Raw genomic sequence first — 19,928 nt, forward strand, 5'->3', positions numbered from 1 at the left:
GCGAGGGAGTCAGTATGAAGGCAGTCGTACTCGCGGCCGGCGAGGGAACGCGGCTCAGGCCGCTGACCCGGACGCGGCCGAAACCGATGCTCCCGATCGCGAACCGGCCGCTCCTCGAACACGTCCTGGAGGCCGCCCGCGAGGCCGGAATCGACGAGTTCGTCTTCGTCGTCGGCTACAAGCGCGAGCGCATCCAGAGCTACTTCGGCGACGGCGACGACTGGGGCGTCGACATCGAGTACGTCGTCCAGGAGACCCAACTCGGCACCGGCCACGCGCTGTTGCAAGCCGAATCAGCGATCGACGGCGACTTCATCGCGCTCAACGGCGACCGGATCGTCGAACCGAGCGCGATCTCCGCCGTGATCGACGCGCGGCGTGAGAGCCGCGACCCCGTGATGGCCGTGACGCGGCACCCCAGACCCGAAAACTACGGCGTCGTCGAACTCGACGGGCGCACGGTGCGGTCGATCGAGGAGAAGCCGCCCGCGCATGCGGTCACGACCGATTACATCAACGCCGGGGTGTACGGGCTCGGCGAGGCCGTCTTCGACGACCTCCGCGCCGCTGAGGCGGAGGGCGAACTGGCGGTTACGGCGGTGCTCCGCGAGTACCGCGACGGGCTCCGAGCCGTGCCCTTCGACGGGCTCTGGCTCGACGTCTCGTACCACTGGGACATCCTCTCGGTCAACGATCGGGTGCTCGATCGGTCCGGAGGGAGCGAATTCGAAGGGGACTCGTCGTCGACGGCGACGGTCCACGAGCGGGCGACGGTCGTCGACCGGACCTCGCTCGGCGCCGACGTCCGCGTGAGGCCGGGGGCGACGGTGCTCCCGGGGACGTCGCTCGGCGACAACGTCGAGGTCGGCGCGAACGCCGTCGTCGCCAACGCCGTCGTGTTCGCGGACGCGACGATCGGCGACGGCGCGGTCGTCCGCGACTGCGTCGTCGGCGAGAACGCTTCAATCGGCCCGAACACGACGGTCGAGGGCGGCGAGGCAGACGTCGTAGTCGGCAGCGACATCCACGAAGACGTCCGGCTCGGCGGCGTCGTCGGCGACAACGGATCCGTCGGCGGCGGCGTCACGCTCTCGCCCGGGACCGTGCTCGGAAATCACACGACGGTCGATTCGGGCTGCGACGTGAGCGGCCGTATCGAGACCGGCGCGATCGTCCGGAGGGGGTAGTATGTGTGGGATCATCGGCTACGTCGGCCGCGACGACGCGCTTCCGATCCTCAGGAAGGGCCTCTCGAACCTCGAATACCGCGGCTACGACTCCGCGGGGATCGCCCTCGGCGGCGACCGGCTGAACGTCTACAAGAAGGAGGGCGAACTGTCCGCGCTGGAGGCGGTCCTTCCCCAGAGTTCGACCGCGACGACCGGGATCGGCCACACGCGCTGGTCGACGCACGGCGAGCCCACCGACGCGAACGCGCACCCGCACACCGACGAGTCGGGGGACGTCGCGGTCGTTCATAATGGAATTATCGAGAACTACGACGCGTTACGGGGAGAACTGGAGGGCCGCGGCCACGAGTTCACGAGCGACACCGACACCGAGGTCGTCCCGCACCTCGTCGAGGAGGAACTGGCGCCCGATCGCGACCTCGTCGACGTGGTGGCGGACGTGAGCGAGCGCCTGGAGGGCAACTACGCGCTCGGCGTCGTGGTCGCCGGCCGCGACGGCATCGTCGCGACGCGCAGCGGGAACCCGCTCGTCCTCGGGTTCGCCGACCACGGGACGTTCCTCGCGAGCGACGTGCCCGCGTTCGTCGAGCACACGCGCCGGGTGAGCTACCCCGAAGACGGCGACGTCATCCGCCTCACCGAAGAGGGCGCGACGACGTACGTCGACGGCGAGGAGGTCGCCCGCGACGTCCAGGAGGTCGACTGGGACGCCGAGGCCGCGGAGAAGGGCGGCTACGAGCACTACATGCTCAAGGAGATCCACGAGCAGCCCACGGCGCTCCGGCAGGCGATCTCGGGCCGGGTCGACGAGCTGAAGGGCGAGGTGGACCTGGAGCTCGACCTCCCCGAGGAGTACCTGAACTCCCTGGAGGAGGTCCAGTTCGTCGCCTGCGGGACGTCGTATCACGCGGGGCTCTACGCGGCAACGCTGTTCGAGGAGTACGCCGACGTGCGGGCCTCGGCGGAGATCGCCTCGGAGTACGAGTTCAGTGGTGGTCGCGACCCCTGGCGGACGCTCGTGGTCGCGGTGACCCAAAGCGGCGAGACCGCCGATACGCTGTCCGCGTTGCGGCGGGCGAAGCGCGCGGGCGCCCGGACCCTCGCGGTGACCAATACGCTGGGAAGCACGGTGACGCGGGAGGTCGACGACACGGTGTTCATCCGCGCCGGCCCGGAGATCGGCGTCGCGGCGACGAAGACGTTCTGCTCGCAGGTGGCGACGCTGGCGCTGGTGATGGTGCACGTGGGTCGCAAGCGCGGGACGATTTCCTCGGCCGAGGCCCAGGAGTTGCTGTCGGCCCTCCGGGGGCTTCCCGGAGCGGTGCAGCAGGTGCTGGATACCGAAGAACAGGTCCGTCTGGCGGCCGAGGAGTACGGCGACGGCGACGCGTTCTTCTTCATCGGCCGCCGCCTGGGCGCGCCCGTCGCGCTGGAGGGGGCGCTGAAACTGAAGGAGATCTCATACGATCACGCCGAGGGGTTCCCCGCGGGCGAATTGAAGCACGGACCGCTGGCGCTTGTGACGTCGGAGACGCCTGTACTTGCCGTGTTGACCGAGGGTGCGAAGGCCAGCGAGACGCTGAATAACGTGAAGGAAGTGGAATCGCGGGGAGCGCCCGTGCTCGGGTGTGCGTCGGATACGGTGGACGCGGAGAAGTTCGTCGACGAGGTGTTTACGGTTCCGGAGCTGGGGGAGTTGGAGCCGCTCGTGGCGAACGTGTACTTCCAGCTGTTCAGTTACCACGTGGCGAATCGGAAGGGGCGGTCTATCGATAAACCGCGGAATCTGGCGAAGAGCGTGACGGTGGAGTAGAGAGACCACGTACTCGTTCGGTCTCGTCACTTCTATATTCCATTCTTAAGAGAGGTCAACATATGTCTCGGAGGGGAGTTTGTGTCGTCACGCATCCGTTGAGTTCAGCCGGAGAGAACGCGACACGAACGCTACTGGATATTCTCGCTGCAATCGGTCCGGTCAGCTTGGTTACTGCGGATCTCCCCGAAGAGTCGTCGATCCGGGACCACCGAGAGGTGATAGAACTAACTCAAAAAGGGGCCGGCAACCACGTGCTCGTCGCAGCGTTCCGATTCCTCCTGAATCAGATTCGGATGTGTCTCGTGCTCCGGAGGCGTCCGGAATCCGTTGTACTGTTCTTCGGTGCAACGTCTTATCTCATACCGATCCTGTACGCCCGGATGTCCGGAAAAACAGTCTTGGTCGAGCCTCGTGGGGACGTTCCCCTGACACTACGACTCAACTGGGAGCAGCGAATGCCGTCGCCGATGGCTCGGGGTCTGGCAAAATGTGTGGGTTTACTTGAGTCAGCAGGGTTCGCTGCTGCGCACCGCGTCGTGACGTATACCCCGAATATGGCGAGGGAGCTCGGTCTGGATCCGGACTCCGATCGAGTGTATCCACACGGCGCACGCTACGTCGACACGGAGCACTTCTCTAGCCAGAAGCCTTTCTCAGAGCGCGACGACGTCGTCGGCTTCGTCGGCCGTCTCGACGAAGAAAAGGGGATTCGGGAATTAGCCGAGGTCGCTAAGCGGCTTCCGGACAACGTGACATTCCGGTTCGTCGGCGACGGTCCCCTGTACGACTGGCTCGCGACCGAACTGTCTCGTGAGATCGAAGACGGGACCGCCGAACTCGCCGGGTGGGTCGATCACGAGGACATACCTGAGGAGTTGAATCGGATGAAACTCCTTGTGATGCCCTCACATCCGACTGAGGGGTTGCCGACGACGATTCTGGAATCGCTCGCGTGTGGAACGCCGGTCTACGCGACGCCCGTGTCTGGCGTCCCAGACGTGGTGAAAGAGGGCGAAACGGGATTTCTGATGCGCGGACGTGAAGCCGAGACGATAGTGGACGATATTGCGGACATTATGTCGACCGAGCGTGATCTCGAAGCCATCAGCGAACGGGGGCGCGCGTTGATCGAAGACGAATACAGCTTCGAGGCGGCGCAGAAACGCTATCGTGAGTTGCTATCGGACGTCGAATCGAACGGGGAGAGATGAGGGAGTCGACGCTCAGGAGTTACGAACGAGCGGCTCGTACCACTCGCGGTTCGCCTCGTACCAGTCGATGAACTTCGAGACGCCCTCGCGGATGTCGGTACTCGGTTCGTAGTCGATGAGCTCCTCGGCCTTCGAGACGTCCGCGTGGGTGTGTCTGGCGTCGGCGTCCTTCGCGTCGTCGTGGACGATGTCGACGTCGGCGCCCGTCTCGTCGACGGCGTACTCCGCGAGCTCTCTGATGGAGATGTTGTCGTTCGAGCCGATGTTTATGGTTTCGCCGTCCGCGGCGTCCGTCTCCAGCAGCGTGAGGTTTGCTCTGACGACGTCGTTGATGAAGGTGAAGTCGCGCGTCTGCTCGCCGTCGCCGTAGATGATCGGCGGCTCGTCGTTGAGACAGCGAGAGACGAAGTTCGAGATGGCCATATTCGGACGCATCCGCGGGCCGTAGACGGTGAAGTATCGGAGGTTCACCGTGGGGACGTCGCGGAGGTCGTCGTAGACGTTACAGTAGTGTTCAGCGGCGAGTTTGGTGACGGCATAGGGGCTCTTGGGGTGGTTCGGATGGTCCTCGTCGTACGGGAGGTATTCGGGGACGCCGTAAACTGAGGAGGAAGAAGCATTTATTACTCGTTCGACGCCGTGGTCTGCGGCGGCCTCAAGGACAGACACAATGCCGTCGATATTACTCTCGTTGTATGCTTTCGGCTGTTCGACGCTCGTGCGGACGCCGGCCTTCGACGCCTCGTGGAAGACGACATCGATGTCGTGGGTCGCGACGACGTCTTCGACCAGTGTCTCGTCCGTCGTGGAGCCCTCGACGAACTCGAAACGATCGCGTCCCGCCTCACGGCAGGCGTTGAGGTTGTGCTCCTTGATACCAAGGTCGTAGTACGGATCGAGTTTGTCGAGAACGACGACGTGGTGTCCCTGATCAAGTAGGCCTTCGGCGAGATTGGAACCGATGAATCCCGCACCCCCCGTCACGAGAATCTGCATACGCGGGATTCGATCAGGCTTCTTTTGTCTGTTCTGGTTTGGAAGATTCGCTTTCCCTCCGTAAGCGTTCTTCTGCGTCGTCGCAGCCTTGGGATACCATACGTCGAGCGGCCAGCCGTCGAGGCAGATGGCGTCGATGATTCGGCTCGCCTGGATCTGGCGATCGATCACGTCGGGAGACTTGTGCTCGCCGCGGTCGGAGGTTGAACGAGGTGACAGGCGTGGAAGACCTCTGTGGGAATATGTAAAATCCAGTCATCTCGAGGTCCGACAGCGGATCTTCGGCTTCTCGACGACACGCTGAATCTCATCGTATTCGTTGGTGTCGCAGACGCCGTAGCGCGAGGCCTCTTCCATCGGGACTTGTTCAACGAGGAGGACAGCGTCCGCGCAATCCTCCTGCTGCCGGTTAACGATGTCACCGAGGTTCCCTCAGAAATTTCCGATAAGTGGTTTGCCGTCCACTTCGACCAATATTTAGGCATAGATTCTGTCAATTTATATATAAATTCTCCCGGCAGTTAAGATGGCATCTTTCATACCTGTGGGGAATTTGTTCAGTTAAAATACCTTCTGCCGCTCGCTATACTGTGAGTTCTTCGAGGGCGGATGAAAGTTCGTCGACGACACGGCGCTGGTCCGCTTCATCCATCGAATGAGAAATCGGCAGCGTAAGGAGATTGTTTTGGAGATCGACTGAGATTTCGACGCTTTCGGCACCTTTGGCGTCCTCGAACGCTTCGGTATCAGACAGTGCATATGTTCCAATCTGGGTCTCGATTCCGCTCTCGCTCAAGGTGTCGATGAGATCGTCTCGGAGACTATCGTCGCCAGCCTCGACGTAAACGCAATAGCTCTGATAGTTATGCGTGCCGCCTTCGACGACTGCTGGCGCGGTTACACCCTCTACCTCAGCGATGAGGTCATCATATAGTGCTGCGATCTCACGCCGCCGTTCAACGATATCAGCTCGCTTCTCCATCTGTGCGACACCGACAGCCGCGAGAATGTCACTGAAGCGAAAATTCGTCGCATCCTTGCGGAAGAACCCGAAACTATCGCCGCTCGGATCGGTTCCGAAATTCTTGATGCTGCGCATCGCGCGCTCGGCCTCGTCGTCGTCCGTCGTAATCATCCCACCTTCACCAGTCGTTAGAACCTTCCGCGGGTGGAAACTGAACACGCTTACGTCGAACTGTGACCCGACAGCGTGCCCCTCGAATTCGGCACCAGCACCACACGCAGCGTCCTCAATGATAGGGACGTCGTATTCGTCGGCAATCGCTTGCAGCGGTTTGTGATTGAGGGGTTGACCGCCCCACGAGACTGGCATAATAGCAGCAGTGTCGTCGCTCATAGCGTCGCGCACCGCGTCGGTGTCGATGTTGTACGTCTCGCAATCGACGTCAACCAGTACCGCTTCAGCGCCGACGTGTTCGACGGCGTTCCCGGTCGCCGGGTGCGTAAAGTCGGGAATAACTACTTCGTCACCGTCACCGATGTCGTAAGCTTCGAGCGCGAGTTCGAGCCCAGTCGTACACGATGTGACAGTAATTGCGTGTGTCGCATCACACAGCTCCGTAAACTTCTCTTCGAACTCTTCTGCGAACGGTCCCTGAGTCATATATCCAGATTCGAGAACCTCGCGAACGTTCTCAAGTTCCTGGTCGTCGACGACGGGTTCGATCAGTGGTATCCGATCAGACATCTACCCCAGCCTTTGTTTTGTGGTGTATAAATCATCCCGTCTGGTGCCGAACGCATTAAGTCAAGGGACTGGAAATGCTCTCCAAAGATGGACGTCTACAGCGCTGACGCGGGAATAGACTTTGACATTGGTCGGACGACTGTTGCGGTGTTCGGCCTCGGGAAAATGGGACTTCCGCTCGCTGCTGTCGTCGCCGACGCTGGTGCGGACGTGATCGGCGTCGATATCGACGAGACCGTGGTTGATACTGTTAACGCTGGGGAGTGTCCAGTCAAGAACGAACCACAACTTCCAGAGTTGGTCAATCGCTATGCGGGGAACCGATTGGAGGCAACGACAGACGGAGCGGCTGCTGCCGAGGCCGCAGATATCACGGTTATGCTCGTCCCAACCATCGTTGACGACGATAATCAGCCGATTCTTGATCCCGTTCTCGCTGCCGCAGAAGATATTTCGGCTGGTCTTTCCTCCGGTGACCTAGTTGTTCTCGAGAGTACGGTCCCGCCAGGGACGACCGAAGATGTCGTCGTCGAAACCATCGAAACAGGCAATCTCACCGCTGGCGAGGACTTTGGCGTCGCCTATTGTCCAGAGCGGACCTATGCAGGCCGCGTCGTCGAAGACTTGACCGAATCCTATCCGAAGATTGTCGGCGGCCTTGATAGGGCAAGTACGACAGCAGCAGCGCGGTTCTACGAGGCATTCAACGAGCCCGGCGTCATCGAACTTGGCAGCCCACGTGCTGCGGAGGCCGTAAAGGTCTTCGAGGGAGTCTACCGAGACACCAACATCGCGCTCGCGAACGAACTCGGTAAGGTCTGCGAGCAGTGGGGAATCGACAGTGAAGAGGTATTCGAGGCTGCGAACACACAGCCTTTCTGTGACATCCACGTCCCGGGAATCGGCGTTGGCGGCCACTGTATTCCAGTATATCCACACTTCGTTATCGAGCGCGCAGACGACACACCGCTACAGGAGACCTCACGCGCTGTCAACGATGGAATGCCTACCCACGCCGTGTCGGTTCTTGAATCGTTACTTGCGGGACAGGAACGCCCGCTGGGCAACGCGAACATCCTCGTGCTGGGCATCACTTATCGTGCGGGTGTTCACGAAACCAGATATGCCCCGGCACTTGATGTGATCGATCATCTCCGAGAACAGGGCGCGGAGACGTTCGCGCACGATCCGCTCTTGGACACCGAGGAGATTCGCGAATCCGGCGCCACTCCTGTTTCGGACCCCCTCGCTGTGGATGATCTCGACGGTGTCGTACTCGCAACCGCTCACGACGAGTACGAGCAGATCGACCTCGACGACCTAGCCGACAAGATGCGCTCGGAGATCCTCGTAGATGGGCGCCGATTCTTCGATCGGGACGCTGTGGATTCGTTCACGTACGCACGCATCGGCGACGGGACGAGCGCGACGAAATACGAGTAACCACCGCCGGAGACGACCAACGTATCAGTCTGCCCCGACTCAGGTATAGTATTCTTCCAGGGACTGCGGCCCGGCCGCATCTCCCACAATGTACATCTGATACCAGATCTCTAGCCCTACGATTTTCCAGAGCAATTTATAATGGGATGTGAGATCTTTTCGTGGAGATCCGTTGAGAAGGCGGTCGAGGTACGACTGCTGCACGAGGCCCTCGCGAACGACGTGTGGGTCGTTCAGGATACTCCGTGCGTGTGGGAGCATCTCATCCCGAACGAACGGGTAGGTCGGCATCGTGAACCCCTGCTTATCCTTCTCGAATACGACTGCCGGCAGGACGTCCCGCATAGCTCTCCGGAGGACGGCTTTTCCCGCATTGACATTACTTCCGGTTTCACCGAACTTCTCGGACAGCGGGAGAGAGAACGCCAAGTCGATGAGGTCGTTGTCGAGGAACGGAACTCGACTCTCCAGCGAGTGAGCCATACTCGTTCGGTCCTCGACCAAGAGGAAATCATCGGGGAGTTTTACCGTAAAGTCCCACTGGAGGGCAGACTCCCGCAGATCAAGATCGGAATCACCGGTGTGTCGGTCCTCAATGACTTCTGAGGGAGGGACTCGATCCTGCAGCCGCTCGCCAAATGCGCGCTCTTCGTAGAGTTCCTGGCTGGCGATGACGTCGGTGCTGTTCAAGAGAACGTAGAGTTGCGCCGGGTCGTCGAGAGAGCGCATCAGTTCGACGTCTTCGAGCTGAGAGTCCTGCTTGAACTGATCGTTACCGACCTGCATATCGAAGAGCGTTTCAGAGATCTCTGCGAGTCCCTGCCGAGTGTCGGCGAGTGCTGGAGATCGAAGTGCCTCTAGTTGGCCAAGACGAGAATAGCGGTACACGTACCCACCGAACAGTTCATCTGCACCGAGTCCACCGAGCGCGACAGTCACGTGATCGCTCATCTCCTGCGCGACGTAGTAGGGGTAGAGGTTCCGCTTGGGCTCGTCAGCGTGCCAGATCATCGCCGGGAAGTCCTGCATATACTCCTGCTCGATCACAATCTCGTGGTGGTTCGTCCCAAAGTGGTCGGCAACTGCCCGGGCGTCGTCCCGTTCGTCCCAACGGCTGTCAGAAAATCCCATACAGAACGTGTGTATCGGCTCGTCCGTGTGTTCGTCAGCCATTGCGACGACGCTGCTCGTATCGAGGCCGCCCGAGAGATAGAAGCCAACAGGCACTTCGCTGACGAGTTGTCGGCGCACTGCCCGACCCAACGCGTTGCGAACTGCTTTCACGGGGTCCGCCGGCGGATCGGTGGGCGTCATCGACAAGTCCCAGTATTCCTCCGTCGTCGCTGTATAGCCTTCTTCCTGCAAACGGACGTCGACAACGGTGCCCGGTTGGACAGTCTCGATTCCGTCGAACAGCGATGTGTGGGGGGGCGAGTACCGGAGTTGGAGGAAGTATCCGAGTGCATCAGCGTCGACCGCTGGCGACACTCGGCCGCTCCGTAGAATCGATTTGGGCTCGCTAGCGAACAGGAATTCCTCGTCCAGTGGGGCCACGTAGAGCGGTTTGATACCGGCGCGGTCCCGAGCCAAGAGGAGTCGAGAGCGTGATGCGTCGTACAACGCGACCGCGAACATCCCATTCAGCCGTTCGAAGATGCTTTTCCCGTATTCTTCGTAGCCGTGGACGAGAACCTCGGTGTCGCTCTGAGTGGTGAACTCGTGGCCGCGGTTTTCTAGTTCTCTGCGGAGCGCCCGAAAATTGTAGATCTCCCCGTTATACACAACGACGATATCGCCCTCCTCGTTGTATATCGGCTGGTCACCGCCATCAACGTCAATAATGCTGAGGCGTTGATTCGCCAGCATTACACCACCGTCGAAGTGCGTGCCTGTCGAGTTAGGCCCGCGATGTCGCTGACAGGCCGACATATCGTCGAGGACTTCTTCGTCTTCGAGCCCGATGGCTCCACAGATACCGCACATCAGTCTTCGAGCGTCGCCTCAAGCCAGTTGTACGTCTTCTCGAGACCAGTCTCGAAATCGGTGTCCGGAACGCGCCCAAACAGCTGTTCACACTTACTCGTATCAGCGTAGAAGTTGTCGATCTCGTCGGGACGTTCCGGTTTGCGGTCGATGTCCGGATCTACGTCGACGACGTCCGCCATTAGGTTGATCGCGTCGAGGATCGACGTTTCCACCCCACGGCCCATATTGACGACTTCGTTCTTTACGTCTCCTTCCAACCCTTCAACGATGAACTCCGTGATGTCCCTCACGTAGATGAAATCGCGCGTCTGGGAGCCGTCACCAGTGACGAACACACCCTTGTCCTGCGCAATTCGCGAGAGGACAACCGGAACTAGTGCACCAGATTCCGGTGGCTGGTATGGCCCGTAGACGTTGAAGAACCGAAAGACGAGATAATCGAGGTCGTAGAGTTGGTTGTACACCTCGAGATACTCCTCAATAGCGTGCTTGGCGACCCCGTAGGGGGACTGCGGGGACGCAGGATGGCTTTCTGGGACCGGCACTTCCTCTACTTCCCCGACGAGCGACGATGCAGAGGAGAAGAAAACCTTGTCTACGTCGTGCTCCCGGGCTGCATCGAGTATGTTGAGGGTGCCGACGACGTTTATTTCAGCGTTGAGTTTGGGATTTTCGGTACTCGCGGGTAAAGGGTGAGCAGCGAGATGTGCAATGGTGTCGACCTTCGAGACGACCGAATCGACGGCCGCCTCGTCGGTGATATCTACCTCGACGAATTCGACGTTGCTAGCGTCGTATTCCATTGTTTCGATGTCGCACGCGTATACGGTATGCCCAGTCTCAGTAAGTTCGTCGACGAGGTTCCGTCCAACGAATCCAGCAGCACCGAAAATGGCTACGTCCATACCTCTGAACCAACTCCCAGCTTACATAAGTCTACCACTTTCGCGACTTTCTGGGTTGCCAAATCTCTATCAACTATCTGGTACCAACGGACCTATGTGGGTGTACTAACAACAGAAGTTCGATGAACACGGACGCCGACGAGTCACCCGAAATCGCTCCGACAGCGACGGTCGGTGTGGAATATGGGCCCGGCTCGTCACCTCCTTCTATCGGTGACGGCAGCGTTGTCCGGGCAGGTACCATCATCTACGACGACGTATCGGCAGGCCCCGGATTCCAGACCGGCCACCACGCGCTCGTCCGCGAACACACATCCCTTGGCGAAGACGTCCTTGTCGGAACACAGACCGTCATCGACGGGAATACTGTCGTTGGCAACGGTGTTAGTATGCAAACTGGGGTGTACGTCCCGAGCGAAACCGACATCGGTGACCGAGTGTTTCTCGGCCCCAACGCGACTCTGCTGAACGATATGTATCCGGTCCGGTCGGATTATCAGCTAACAGGCCCGACACTGAAAGATGACGCCTCGATCGGCGCGAATGCGACAGTCTTGCCTAATGTGACGGTCGGAGAAGGCGCATTCGTCGCGGCGGGCACAGTAGTGACAGAAGACGTACCTCCTGAAACACTGGCTATCGGTACACCGGCGGTCCACCGGGAGCTGCCGACAGAGTTACATGGAGGGAACAATCTGTGAGCGTTCCCATCGCGAATCCCGTTGTATCCGAAGCGGCGAAAGAGGCCGTCTGTGACGTTCTCGACTCGGGGATGATCGCTGACGGAGAGGTCGTCAGGGAGTTCGAATCGGAGTTCGCCGAGTACGTCGGCGTCGAGCACGCAATTGCGACCTCGTCCGGTACGACTGCTCTACACGCGATGTTCGAGGCGGCAGGTATCGGAGATGGAGACGTCGTTCTCACGAGTCCGTTCTCGTTTGTGGCGAGTGCGAACGCTGTCGTCCACGCTGGAGCAGAGCCTGTCTTCGCTGACATCGATCCAGAAACGTATAACCTCGATCCGGACGCCGCTCGTGCGGTGCTCGAGACCGTCGACGTCGATGCGATTATGCCGGTCCATCTCTACGGACTGCCCGCCGAGATGAGCGCTTTCCAGACACTCGCTGACGAGTTTGATTGTCATCTCTTCGAAGACGCTGCACAGGCTCACGGAGCTACCTATGAGGGAGAGCAGGTCGGTTCTATCGGTGATGCCGCGGCGTTCTCATTCTATCCGACGAAAAATATGACGACGGGAGAAGGAGGTATGATCACAACAGACAACGACGAGATTGCCTCGCGCGCGCGGCAAATTATAAATCACGGTCGGACAGACACGTACGAACACGAATTCCCTGGCTATAACTTCCGAATGACGAATATTCAAGCAGCGATCGGGAAAGATCAACTTGACCGGTTGCCAGAATGGATCGACATTCGTCGCGAAAACGCTGCGTACCTCTCTGACCGACTGACGGACAAGGGTATGAACCTTCCGACAGTTCCCGACAACCGGACGCACTCGTTCCACCAGTACACCATCCGCATCCCTGATCGGGACGAGGTGAGCCGTACGCTCGACGAGTATGGCGTCGGATACGGTGTCTACTACCCGCTTCCAATCCCGGATCAGCCAGCTTACGAGCGAGATTGTGATGCTCCCGCGGCGCGGAAAGCCAGCGAGAGCGTGCTCTCAATTCCGGTCCATCCTCAGGTTTCGGACACTGGCCTCGACACTGTCGCTGACGCTGTCGAGGCTGGACTAACGGAGGTGACGCGATGAGTTCATTCGATGATGATCCAGTCCCTGTCACCGTCATCGGTGCCGGGAATATGGGTGCGAACCACATCCGAGTGTACGACGAACTCCCTGGTGCGAATCTCGTAGAGGTAGTTGAGCCTAACACCGAGACTGCTGCGACGATTCGAGAGGAGTATGACGTTCGTGTTCACGACAGCGTGAGTGACATCGAGCAAGCACGAGCGGCGACGATTGCCGTTCCGAACGACTTGCACCTTCCTGTAGCGCGACAGTGCATCACGGATCTTGAACTCGATGTCCTCATCGAGAAACCACTTGCCAACACTGTTGCGGACGCTCGCGAGATCGTTGATCTTGCGACCGATTATGATGCGATCTTGCAGGTCGGCCACATTGAGCGCTACAACCCAGCGGTCGAAACGCTCGCTGAGGTTCTCCAGCAGCAGGATTTGATCGCGCTTGAGGCCCACCGACTTGGCCCGTTCAACGAGCACCTCGCTGACGAAAACGTCGTACTCGATCTTATGATCCACGACATCGACATCGTCACTACCCTCTCTGGAGATACTGTTTCGGCGTTGAACGCCATTGGGACCACCGACAGGTCGGACCACTGTGACCATGCAATCGCTCAATTTAGCTTCGAGAACGGGCCAGTCGCAACAGTCACTGCGTCACAGGTGACGAGTGGTAAGATCCGGACGCTAAGTGCGACGACACGTGACGCTTACATCACGCTCGATTATCAGGAGCAGTCGATTACTCTCCAACGGCGGGGCCAGGAGACGACTACGACCGTCTTTGATCAAGCCGGATATCGAACCGAAACTATCACTGAATCACCATACGTTCGAACCCGTGAGCCACTCAAACAGGAACTCGAACACTTCCTCTCCTGCGTGCGCGAGCGACGCACTCCCCGAACCGATGGCGAATCCGGACTTGAGGCTGTCCGACTGGCAAGCGAAATCACCGACGCGATCAAAAACGGAGTATAGGTCCGTCAACTTCTCCTTACAGCGAATCGAGAAGTGCTATCGCCTTTTTCGGTCCAACATTCATCACAGCATCGACGAACGACATATACGGCTCGAAGCCATCGAACCGCTGTCGGTACGTCGGGTGCTCGAAGTCCTGGTACTCAACCGCGACGCCGATTTCTTTGAAGCTCTCGTGTTGCATATAGCCGTCAGCACCCATTCCTGAGAGGTACACATCTGCGTCGACCTGGTCGCAGAGTTCGGCCAGCCTTTCTGCCCCGGTACTCTCGGTGTCCAGTTCGGAGGAGTAGACAAACGAGTACTCGATCCCAACGCGGTCGCAAATACCTTCGAGCAGGTGGACGTTCAGCGCGTCAAGGGAAGTCCACTCACGGTCGTACGTCTCCTCCAGGAATGATGCTAGTGACTCAAACTCGTTCGCGTTCGCGTAATTCTGCTGGAAGCTCTTCCAGTGTTCTTCACGCCAGTCGCCGTTGCCCGCAATCTCGACCTCGTTTATCGGCACACTGGTGTCTCCGACCGGAACGCTCAGCCAGCTCCAGCCGTCCGGAGTCTTGATTTTGTTGCGGTTAATCCAGCTCCCAGAGCTGTACTCCACGTCGTCAAGCACCACGAACACGTCGCTCACGTGGATTTTGTGGAAGTAGCCGATCCACGGGAGGTAGTTCGGTTGATGAGCTGTGACAATCTTTCGTGTCATCAGAGATATCCGAGGTCTTCGAGGCGGTCTTTCACGCTGTCAGCTTCTCGCTCGCTGTCGTCGGCTCTGGCTTGTTCGACTGCACGCTCGTAGGTCACGTCCTCGCTGAGCTCGTCGGAGAACAGTTCGTGGGCGACTCGGCCGTCCATATCTTCAGGTACCGGAAGTCCAAGGTAGTGCAGAATCGTCGGCGTGATATCCGCAAGTCCGAGATCGAGTTCGCTTGCGGTGTCATCGACGCCTGGCCCCGCGATCCCGAGAATGCCTGGGCCGTCTTCGATTCCCGTCACGAATGGCATACCCTCCCAGTCGTTCGTGGAGATGATGTTGTCTTTCTCCAGTTCGAACGCGTAGCCGAACGGGTAGTAGCCCTCGGAGAGCGACAGCAGTACGTCGGGTGCCTTGTCGACGTATGGTCCCTCGAAGAGTTCTTTGCGCGTGTGGACCGCCTCAACGATGTTCTCGCCGGTATCGGGGTCGCGAATCTCCGCGAGGTCGGCAGTCAGTCGTTTGATGACGTTTTCACGCTCCTCGGATGGGACTGAGCCCTCGGGCTCTCGACCTTCCTCGTTGACGTAAATGGCACCGCGCTTCCCCATCGCGTACGCTTCTGTCTGCTCCCAGTCGACTTTCCCGAAGATGTACTCGACGCGATCATCGAGCATCTCTTCGATGTCCTCATCGACGGCCTCGCGCTCTCCCTCTCGGAACGTTAGATATCCCTCCTCGCTCAACCACTTATTGACGTGTAGAATCCTCTCGAGGGAGCGCATACCGTGGTCCGAAACGACGGATACCAGTGGTTCGGTTCCGTTGACCCGTTCGAACTTGTCGATGATCTGTGCGAGCTTGTCGTCGAGGTTTACAAAGAGATCCACCAATACGTCCGAGAACTGCTCCAAGTCTTCCTCGGACTCGTTTCCGGTGAACGGGTGCGACTGGTTATGGAAGTGCCAGTAGTAGTGGGAAAGACGGTCCGGTGCGACGAAGACCGCGAAGTAGACGTCAACGTCAGCGCTTCGTTCGAGCGAGTACAGTACTAACTCCATCCGGGCATCGACGACGTCTTTCATCTCTGCAACGAACTCGTCCTTCTCGGCGTCTTTGCCCTCGTCCAAGTCGATACGATACCGGTCGATTTCTTCGAAGTCGTCAAGGAAATCAGACGGGTGACAGAACCCATCCGAGTCAACGGATGGTGTAAGCATCCCCGTTACCTCGAACTCGTCGACCTTCGCGGCGGGGTACGTTACTGGAACGTTGATCTGACCGATTGAGCGGTCGTTCCGAGTCAGAATCTCGCCCAACTCCTCGCCATCTCTGTCAGTCGCATTGATCGGTTCCCGGAAGTAGGTCCCCTCGCGGAAGTCGTTCGCGTAAAAATCGTAGACGCCGTGCTTGCCGGCGTTCTTCCCTGTAAGAAACGTTGACCACGCACACGAACTCATAATGTACGGTACGGTGTGGAGTGGTCCAAAGTAGCCGTCGTCGGCGATTCCCGCCAGTGTCGGCAACTCACCGTCTTCAATCAATTCTTCAACAAGAGTGTGGGGCGCACCGTCCCAGCCGACGAGAAGGACACTCCGATTGGTGTCGTCTGATTGCCCAGTCGTACTCGACGTCATCGTATGGTCCTCAGTTCCCTCTCTCCCGGATAAATAGCTTGTGCTGTCGAATTCTCTATCATTCTCGGAGCTACTGACGGATTTATACTCTTCGGGGAGGAAGGTACCTGGTGAATGACAAGCTACACTTACGAGTGGTACCGGGACTTTCTACTAGATCTCCGTGACCGCGGGTACGACTTCATCAAGTATCGCGAACGGCCCGCGGCAGAGCCGTGGGTACTGCTCCGTCACGACGTGGACTATGATCCGGAGAAGGCACTCGAAATTGCGGAAATAGAGCACGAAATGGACATCTCCTCGACATTTTTTGTACTCGTGACCGCCGACTTCTACAATGCCCTATCGGAGAGCGTCGGCAAGACGTTCCGAAAAATCGATAGGCTCGGCCACGATATCGGTCTCCACTTCGACACGGGTCGATACTGGGAGGCAGAGCCCAACCCGCAGGAACTACAGACGAAAGTTCGATCCGAGCAAACGGCGTTGCGGGCTCTGGGCGAGTTCGACATTGTCGAGACGATCGCGTTTCACAACCCTCCATCGTGGACGCTCGACCGACAGTTCGACGGAATCGAAAGCACGTACGAACCGGAGTTCTTCGGAGACATCAAGTACGAGTCAGACTCACTCCACCGCTGGCGTGAGGAGCCTCCGCTGCAGGACGGAAAGCCGTCTCGCTTACAGATCCTCACTCACCCGGTTCTGTGGGGGGAAAGTGACGAATGCCTCGAGCACCGAATCATATCTGCGCAGAGGCGGTTACTTGACCGAGCGGACAAGTGCGTAGTCGAACGGACGAACATCAAGTGGGATCCCACGAATTTGACAGACGTGGCTCGTTGATAGACGCCGTCGCGACGAGGCAGTCTTCACACGACCTCACTCGGACTCACCTCCGGAGAATACCTTTATATACCGGGTGTCAATCGTTCCGTCCTCGGATTCGAAGTTTATTTTGAGCGTGTGCGATCCGCTCTTTTCTGGTGCGTAGGTGATCGGTTCACGAATCCAACCGTCGACGGTACGCGTTCGATCAAGGCAAGTCTCACCGTCGAAGATCGCGTGAATTCGGACCTCTCGCTGGTCGTGGTGTGAGCACGCAACCGCCACTGTGGTCCCGCTGTCGCCGAGGGGGACGTTAGTCTCAAAGTCGAACGCTCCGTTCGCTCCCCGGAGACTCGTATAGAGCCACTGCGGGAAGTCGCTCGGCGTTCCGAACGCGTCACCAACCGCGAGGTCGTACCGTTCGGCGAAGTCGTCCGCCCACATCGGCGGGTGCCCGTCGACCTGAACCCGTTCCAAGCGAACGGCGCCGTCGCCCGTGCCGACGAGAACGCCACGGCCGTCGTCGATCGCGAGTATCTCGCCGGGATGCACCGATTTCGTCTCCCCTTCGACCATCGCGGTCGACCAGAGCAGCACCTGCTCCCCTTCGAAGAAGGTGAACGCGCCGGGGTACGGACGAGTGAGCGCACGCACCCAGTCGTGGATGAACGCCGCGGGGCGCGACCAGTCGACGAGACCGTCGTCGGGAGTGCGCTGTGGCAGGTACGTCGCCTCGGCGTAGGTCTGGGGGGACGCCTCAACGGTTCCGTCACGAAGCGCCGGGAGTGCTTCGTCGAGCAGTCTACACGAGGTGTCTGTCACCTTGTTGTACAGCGTCTCGATGTCGTCCCTGGGTTCGATCTCCAGACGCTCTTGCGCGATGATGTCGCCGTGGTCGACTTCGGGCACGAAGTAGAACAGCGACACCCCGACGTGGCTGTCGAGGATCAACTGCCAATTGACCGGAGCACCTCCTTTTCCCTTCGGGAGGTCGCTGGCATGAATTCCGACGAACCCGTCGGTCGGAACGTCGAGTATGTCTTCCGAAACAATCTGGGTCCAGCCACAGCACAGGCCGAGATCAGGGGCGGCTGAGTCGATGAATCCCCGTGTCTCGCTCTCGTTGATGTCGTCCGTTCGGTGTAGCGGGACGTCGTACTCGTCGCAGACATCATCAAACCGTTCCCGATCGATCGCTCGCGACGGTGAGCCCTCACTTCGCGTGACGACGCCGGCGACATTCCACCCAGCGTCAAGGAGATGTCGCAGTATCCATCGTGAATGCCCTCTGTTTCCGACGAACAGGAGGCGAAATCCGTCTGGTTGCATACTCCGACGTTCCGACTTCACCCAGGTATAGACTCCGATGCTCCTTGCGGTTCAGTGGGACGCTGGCTCAGGAGTGATTAGTTGCGTCGCCGCTGGTAGTTCTTCGTCACCATCCTGTCCGTAGTCCAGTGTCGGTATTTCGACTTGTGGTCCGCCGGTATCGTGACCTGCGAGCGGTAGTCACCCGCGTCAAGATCAATGTGGTCGAACCAGTGGTTCAGGTCGCGGTCGATCATTTCTGAGAGCCGTTTGGTTGGAGAGGCGAACTCAACCTCAAGTTCCTTCCTGATGTTCTCGTCTATTCCCTCCTTGTACGCGGACTTGTTCTCGAACAGGCTCCGGAGCACTGGATAAACCGGACTCACGACGGACCGAAGCCATATCGGGGCGTCGTGAACGAACCAGCCTTTGACCTCGTCGTACAGGGCTGGTCCACGGTATCGTGCCTGATTGACACGCTCGTCGATGATATCGGGTTGGTAGCCGGGATCGACGCCGATGAATTCGTAGATTGATTCGATGAACGTGGCGTTGTCTTCGACGAAGTCGTCGAAAAGGAATATCTCGACCTGCTCTTCGGAGAGCGCCGTCTGCCAACGCTCGACGTGATCCGCGTAGTATCCGGGTCGAATGAACACTTCGTAGGCCTGATCGACGAAGAAGATGTCATCGAAGTCGAAGTTGAGCCACCCGCTCTGGGTGTCGTGCCACCACTGCGAGAACGCTCGGTCGATCGGATTCCGAAGCGTGAACATAACTTTGACATCGGGAAAGTCCGCGGCTACGCGTTTCGGAGCGGACTCATTGTTGATGTATCCTGGAGATGATTCCCCGACTATCTGATCTGGGTCGGCCTCAGCGAAGACTGAGCGGTACCAGTCTGATCCCTGATGATACTTGGTGTTGAAGTAGTTTACCGGTTTGAGGTCCGGAACGTGGATCTGCGGGTGCTCTTTCAGTGCCTTGTAGACCCAAGACGACCCCGATTTGCTCGGCCCGCCGTATATGAAGTCTGGAGCGGCTCCTGTACTCATTGGCTGTACGGAGACAGATGTAGCACTCAAAAGTTTCTCTCTATGCTCGCGATAAGACCGACAGTCGGTAGTTCCCATTGTTCCTGATTGCTGACTCGATTTCTGCAGAGAAATGAACGATATTGGAGCGACTGATTCATCGAGTCGAACAAAGACAGCGGTCTCACGCCAGTGAGAGCGCTGTCAGTCCAGACAAGAGGCAAAGCTGTCGCTCACGTACAGGGTTGCCGCTGGACGCGGGCAGCTTCAGCCCGCGTCCAGCTCGCTGTAGGTCGCCGGGATTCCGACACCGTTGGTCGGTGCTTCCCACTTCCGGTCCAACGTGTCGTCGAGAGCGTGATCAATCCACTCCCGGAATACCTCGAAGCGGAACCAGACGGGTAGTGCTCGCCCG

At 58.9% G+C, this 19,928-nt stretch carries 16 protein-coding genes and 1 pseudogene; 8 read left to right on the forward strand and 9 right to left on the reverse strand.

Annotation, left to right across the window (positions count from 1 at the left end):
• Nucleotides 1-14: 14 nt before the first annotated feature.
• The 3 genes from ACQUQ0_RS10005 to ACQUQ0_RS10015 all read left to right on the forward strand — a co-directional run bounded on the left by ACQUQ0_RS10005 (nt 15) and on the right by ACQUQ0_RS10015 (nt 4,217).
• The gene (locus ACQUQ0_RS10005) at nt 15-1,187 is read left to right on the forward strand and encodes a sugar phosphate nucleotidyltransferase (protein ID WP_435184883.1); all 1,173 of its coding nucleotides are present in this window, start codon (nt 15-17) and stop codon (nt 1,185-1,187) included.
• A gap of 1 nt (nt 1,188) precedes the next feature.
• A complete protein-coding gene (glmS, locus tag ACQUQ0_RS10010) occupies nt 1,189-3,003 on the forward strand; it encodes a glutamine--fructose-6-phosphate transaminase (isomerizing) (protein ID WP_435184884.1) in 1,815 nt (604 codons plus the stop codon).
• Between the two features lie 62 nt (nt 3,004-3,065).
• The gene (locus tag ACQUQ0_RS10015; RefSeq protein ID WP_435184885.1) at nt 3,066-4,217 is read left to right on the forward strand and encodes a glycosyltransferase family 4 protein; all 1,152 of its coding nucleotides are present in this window, start codon (nt 3,066-3,068) and stop codon (nt 4,215-4,217) included.
• Between the two features lie 12 nt (nt 4,218-4,229).
• On the opposite strand, the gene ACQUQ0_RS10020 is transcribed toward ACQUQ0_RS10015, so the two are convergent.
• From ACQUQ0_RS10020 to ACQUQ0_RS10030, 3 genes and pseudogenes are all read right to left on the reverse strand, one after another.
• Nucleotides 4,230-5,213 (reverse strand): GDP-mannose 4,6-dehydratase, encoded by a 984-nt coding sequence (locus ACQUQ0_RS10020; protein ID WP_435184886.1) that lies wholly within the window; start codon nt 5,211-5,213, stop codon nt 4,230-4,232.
• A 13-nt stretch (nt 5,214-5,226) separates the two neighbouring features.
• Nucleotides 5,227-5,645, reverse strand: a pseudogene (locus ACQUQ0_RS10025) (sugar phosphate nucleotidyltransferase); the annotation flags it as partial.
• A gap of 151 nt (nt 5,646-5,796) precedes the next feature.
• The gene (locus ACQUQ0_RS10030; RefSeq protein ID WP_435184887.1) at nt 5,797-6,921 is read right to left on the reverse strand and encodes a DegT/DnrJ/EryC1/StrS family aminotransferase; all 1,125 of its coding nucleotides are present in this window, start codon (nt 6,919-6,921) and stop codon (nt 5,797-5,799) included.
• 87 nt (nt 6,922-7,008) lie between these two features.
• Here ACQUQ0_RS10030 and ACQUQ0_RS10035 point away from each other — a divergent pair, with 87 nt between their 5' ends.
• The gene (locus ACQUQ0_RS10035; RefSeq protein ID WP_435184888.1) at nt 7,009-8,364 is read left to right on the forward strand and encodes a nucleotide sugar dehydrogenase; all 1,356 of its coding nucleotides are present in this window, start codon (nt 7,009-7,011) and stop codon (nt 8,362-8,364) included.
• Between the two features lie 39 nt (nt 8,365-8,403).
• Here the strand turns inward: ACQUQ0_RS10035 and asnB are convergent, their stop codons facing one another.
• Both asnB and ACQUQ0_RS10045 read right to left on the reverse strand, forming a co-directional pair.
• Complete coding sequence (asnB, locus tag ACQUQ0_RS10040) at nt 8,404-10,347, reverse strand: asparagine synthase (glutamine-hydrolyzing) (RefSeq protein WP_435184889.1); 1,944 nt, start codon at nt 10,345-10,347, stop codon at nt 8,404-8,406.
• Nucleotides 10,347-11,255 carry an NAD-dependent epimerase/dehydratase family protein gene (locus ACQUQ0_RS10045; protein ID WP_435184890.1) on the reverse strand — a complete coding sequence of 303 codons (909 nt, stop codon included), beginning with the start codon at nt 11,253-11,255 and terminating at the stop codon, nt 10,347-10,349. The genes asnB and ACQUQ0_RS10045 overlap by 1 nt, the downstream gene beginning before the upstream one ends.
• A 122-nt stretch (nt 11,256-11,377) precedes the next feature.
• On the opposite strand from ACQUQ0_RS10045, the gene ACQUQ0_RS10050 reads away from it, so the two are divergent.
• Genes ACQUQ0_RS10050 through ACQUQ0_RS10060 form a run of 3 tightly spaced genes read left to right on the forward strand, consistent with a single transcriptional unit; the run spans nt 11,378 to nt 14,015 of the window.
• Complete coding sequence (locus ACQUQ0_RS10050) at nt 11,378-11,956, forward strand: acyltransferase (protein ID WP_435184891.1); 579 nt, start codon at nt 11,378-11,380, stop codon at nt 11,954-11,956.
• A complete protein-coding gene (locus ACQUQ0_RS10055; RefSeq protein WP_435184892.1) occupies nt 11,953-13,038 on the forward strand; it encodes a DegT/DnrJ/EryC1/StrS family aminotransferase in 1,086 nt (361 codons plus the stop codon). The genes ACQUQ0_RS10050 and ACQUQ0_RS10055 overlap by 4 nt, the downstream gene beginning before the upstream one ends.
• Nucleotides 13,035-14,015 carry a Gfo/Idh/MocA family protein gene (locus tag ACQUQ0_RS10060; protein ID WP_435184893.1) on the forward strand — a complete coding sequence of 327 codons (981 nt, stop codon included), beginning with the start codon at nt 13,035-13,037 and terminating at the stop codon, nt 14,013-14,015. Before ACQUQ0_RS10055 ends, ACQUQ0_RS10060 begins: the two co-directional genes overlap by 4 nt.
• 16 nt (nt 14,016-14,031) lie before the next feature.
• Here the strand turns inward: ACQUQ0_RS10060 and ACQUQ0_RS10065 are convergent, their stop codons facing one another.
• Both ACQUQ0_RS10065 and ACQUQ0_RS10070 read right to left on the reverse strand, forming a co-directional pair.
• Nucleotides 14,032-14,718, reverse strand: a complete 687-nt coding sequence (locus ACQUQ0_RS10065; RefSeq protein ID WP_435184894.1) for a WbqC family protein — start codon at nt 14,716-14,718, stop codon at nt 14,032-14,034.
• Nucleotides 14,718-16,343, reverse strand: a complete 1,626-nt coding sequence (locus ACQUQ0_RS10070; RefSeq protein ID WP_435184895.1) for an alkaline phosphatase family protein — start codon at nt 16,341-16,343, stop codon at nt 14,718-14,720. Before ACQUQ0_RS10070 ends, ACQUQ0_RS10065 begins: the two co-directional genes overlap by 1 nt.
• Before the next feature lie 114 nt (nt 16,344-16,457).
• Here ACQUQ0_RS10070 and ACQUQ0_RS10075 point away from each other — a divergent pair, with 114 nt between their 5' ends.
• Nucleotides 16,458-17,189 carry a hypothetical protein gene (locus ACQUQ0_RS10075; protein ID WP_435184896.1) on the forward strand — a complete coding sequence of 244 codons (732 nt, stop codon included), beginning with the start codon at nt 16,458-16,460 and terminating at the stop codon, nt 17,187-17,189.
• Between the two features lie 36 nt (nt 17,190-17,225).
• On the opposite strand, the gene ACQUQ0_RS10080 is transcribed toward ACQUQ0_RS10075, so the two are convergent.
• Nucleotides 17,226-18,500, reverse strand: a complete 1,275-nt coding sequence (locus ACQUQ0_RS10080) for a methionyl-tRNA formyltransferase (protein ID WP_435184897.1) — start codon at nt 18,498-18,500, stop codon at nt 17,226-17,228.
• 77 nt (nt 18,501-18,577) lie between these two features.
• Entirely contained in the window at nt 18,578-19,534 is a 957-nt protein-coding gene (locus ACQUQ0_RS10085; RefSeq protein ID WP_435184898.1) for a sulfotransferase family protein, read from the reverse strand.
• Nucleotides 19,535-19,928 lie beyond the last annotated feature (394 nt).

The organism is Halobellus sp. EA9, from assembly GCF_051195055.1.
Taxonomy (GTDB): domain Archaea; phylum Halobacteriota; class Halobacteria; order Halobacteriales; family Haloferacaceae; genus Haloquadratum; species Haloquadratum rubicundus.